Annotated in this window: 2 pseudogenes; both read right to left on the bottom strand. The window is 40.8% G+C overall.

The annotated features are described in order from the left end of the window. Positions 1-76 precede the first annotated feature (76 nt). Positions 77-1,170: pseudogene (locus QUB11_RS30970) on the bottom strand (IS5 family transposase); the annotation flags it as partial. A gap of 120 nt (positions 1,171-1,290) precedes the next feature. Beyond that, a pseudogene (locus QUB11_RS30965) lies at positions 1,291-2,440 on the bottom strand (IS5 family transposase); the annotation flags it as partial. Positions 2,441-3,443 lie beyond the last annotated feature (1,003 nt).

Raw genomic sequence — 3,443 nt, 5'->3', positions numbered from 1 at the left:
ACGGCATTATACTTGATTTGTTTTTTTGTACATCATACCTAGTGTACCACTTGTTCGACCTTAAGTAAACCGTATTGCGATATATCCGATCTACATGAATTGATTCAGGGTAAAATCCGGTGAATTGTTTAAATGCTTCTACTTGTCTTTTAAGGTCTCCTGATTCGTTGAAGTTATCCCAACTAATTCGGTCTAAAAATACGTACCCATTTCGACAACGGGCTGACAGTTTTGCCCCAAATTCAACGGATTTCCCGGCTTTCCCTCTGACGATGGGGCGGATATGTGGTTGCTTTAAACTTACCCCAACTGTCGGGAATACTATGTTCTTTCTTTTCATACATTGACAACTGTTGACGGTAGACTTCTGCCACTACTAACAGCATTTTATAATGAGATTTAGTCAGTAACTGTAGCTCACCCATTCCCTCTATATTCGCCAAATTTCTTTGGATGTATTGCAGTTGTTTTTTAATTGCTTTTCTTCTTTCTTTTTGTCGTGGTTTTCGCTGTGCCGGCTATGGTTAGGTATTCTTTTCTGGCTCGGTTTCGATAAGTTCTCGGTTTTTTTTTACGGGTGACTTAATTTGATTGTGTAGAGCATCTATGATTTTTTCAGTATGTTCTCTTGCTTGATTTAATAGTCCTAAGTCGGTCGGATATTTAAGGTCTGCTGGCGTACAGGTTGCATCTAATATTAATTTTCCTTGATTTTTGGGTTCACTTATTTCTGATGACTCTTTTTCGACGATAACTCCTGGCTCTTCGGTCTGCTCTTTGACCATTTTTTCGTTAATTTTATTGACTAGGTTGACTCCTATTCTCTCCCTAAAATGAACAAACATGGATGAATCAAATGGTGCAGCATCACTATAGGTTGTCATGCCTATAAAGTATTGTAGGTATGGGTTTTCTCTTATTTGTTCTAGCGTTTCTTTGTCGCTGGTTCCTAGCCTTTCTTTAATTATTAATGCCCCCAATGCCATCCTAAATGATTTGGCAGGCGCTCCTGTAGATACTGTAAAATTTTCGGCATATTCATCTTCAAATTCTGACCACGGAATTATTTTTGCCATGATTACCCAACGATTATTCTCTGATAATTGCCCCTGTCCGTGAAGGTCAAAGTTGGAAGGTGGGGTTGGGGCCCTAGTCAACTTTTCGGTACATGAACGAAAGTGCTGCTGTGCATGGCTTTTGACTAATTTTAGCTCATAGTCTTACACATTGTCAACGCCGAACGCGAGTCAAAGTCTTTTGAGGTAAGGGTTTTAGGCTTATTCAGCAAGCCCTAATTCCTTTTTCTTTACACCATGCTCGGTTTTCCTTTGTACGGTAAATGCGATCGGCATGAACTGACTCTGGATAGTATCCCGTGAATCTATAATAAGCTTCTACTTGGGCTTTTAAGTCCCCTGATTCGTTAAAATTATCCCAGCTCATCCGGTCTAAAAATACATATCCTTCAAAACAACTGGCCGATAGTTTAGCTCCAAACTCTACGCTTTTCCCTGCTTTTCCTCTGACTATAGGACGAATGTGTGGTTGACTTAAACTTACTATTCTATCCTCAATGCTCTGTTTATTGTTATCAAATAACCACTGGTGTTGGCGAGTGACTTCTGTGAGGACTAGCAAGCTTTTATATTGCTGTTTGTTCAAACTTTATAGGGTCGCACCTGAATCGATTAGCTGTTCAATATGAGCGAGGTTTCTTTTGATATATTGAAGTTTTTTTTAATGGCCTGTCTTTTTTTTTTGCGGGTAGGTCTTCTTTGTTTGGCTATTAATAAGTAATCTTTTCGGGCGATATTACGGTAGGTTCTTGGTTTTTTCGGGATTTTACCTTTGAGCTGTTTATACAGGAGATCTATGATTTTTTCGGTGTGAACTCTGGCTCTGTTTAATAGTCCTAAGTCGGTCGGATAACTAATATCTGCTGGGGCGCAGGTTGCATCTATGATTAATTTTACCCTATTGGATGACTCATTTTTGGCGTCCGAATCCTTTTTTTTTTCTGGTTTGACTGGCGTGATTTGTCGCATTTTTTCAACCATCCGTTCGTTCACTTTATTAATTAGGTTCGGACTAATTCTTTGCCGAAAGTCTACTAATAGGGATGGGTCAAATGCGAGTTCATTGCTGTAGCTTGATAGACAGATGAAGTATTGCATATAGGGGTTTTCGCGGATCTGTTCGACTGTTTCGCGATCGCTAATTCCTAATTTTTCTTTGATAATTAATGCTCCCAATGCCATCCTCCATGATTTGGCTGGTGCGCCCTTTTCTGTGGGAAAGTTTTCGCATATTCTGATTCAAATTCAGACCACGGGATTATTTGGGCCATTTTTACCCAACGGTTAAGGAGTGACAAATTCCCTCCGAAGGGTAGTTCAAAGTCGGAGAGTGAGGGAGGAGCAAGCTCAGCTTTTCTGTACATGATCGCAGATGGCGATGCACGACTTTTGACCTATTTTACCTGTTTTTCTTGCACGCTGATCTCGATCGTGCCAGTTCTTAACCTAAGCCACGTAAAGTGCGATCACTTCTTCAGCAAGCCCTAGTATAGCCGTCTTTATCCGCCTTTATCAGTCTTTTTCCGCCTTGCATCCAAATTTTAGAAATACCCGTCTTTTTCCGTCTTTTTTCGCTTTTCAGTTTTGGGCGATCGGTCTATGATCAGGAAGAGCTACAAAGCAGCTTGGTTGGTACAAGGGACTGGGCATCTAATCTTAATCTCCAACAGCGACCGATGGGGCTTTAAGTAAGCCGGCAGGAAAATTCGTAAGTATGTAACAAAATATTAAGTAGGACGCTCGGCTCTCAATTTAATGCGTTTTGTAGAGTAGTTTCCTTTTTTTCCTCTAGCTTCTACCCCAGGGTAAACGCATCTAATTTCTAAATTCCCATATATAGCGTCTGAGTAGAGACAAAAGCGCTACAGGTGGAAAAACCGTTCTCAATAAACAACAATAAAGCCGAGTCCGCAGTGCTAAAACCCCTCGTTATTGACAAGATGCGTTTACCCTTGGATGTCATAAGGGACGACGCATAAGGTTTCTTTCTTCTTCCTGATTGTGAGAATTTAACAGGCTTCTCAATTCAGGTATCATTTCCAGTGTGTTTTGTCAAGACCGCATACTGAACCGATGCTCTAGCCCGTCCAAGTTCTTTAAAACCTACAACAACAAAAGCTCCTCTGATGTAGGAGCTTTTGTTTGTATATTGTCGAGCGGCATTGAGCTATTTTCGAGATGCAGTGACGGGAAAAAGATCTTAGCCAAATGGGCGTTTAACAAGCGAAAAGTTGTAAGGGTAAAAAACCCTGAAGACTGCAGAGAATTAAGTCATCATCATCACCATGTAGAAACAGAGGTCAAGCCCTCGGTCTATTAGTACGCCTCAGCTTCATCCCTCTCAGGACTTCCACTTAACGCCTATCA

Origin of the sequence: Microcoleus sp. B6-A1 (assembly GCF_036705085.1) — a bacterium.
Classification (GTDB): Bacteria; Cyanobacteriota; Cyanobacteriia; order Cyanobacteriales; family Microcoleaceae; genus Microcoleus.
The sequence above is the reverse complement of the archived record's forward strand: the minus strand, read 5'-3'. Positions and strand labels throughout refer to the sequence as shown.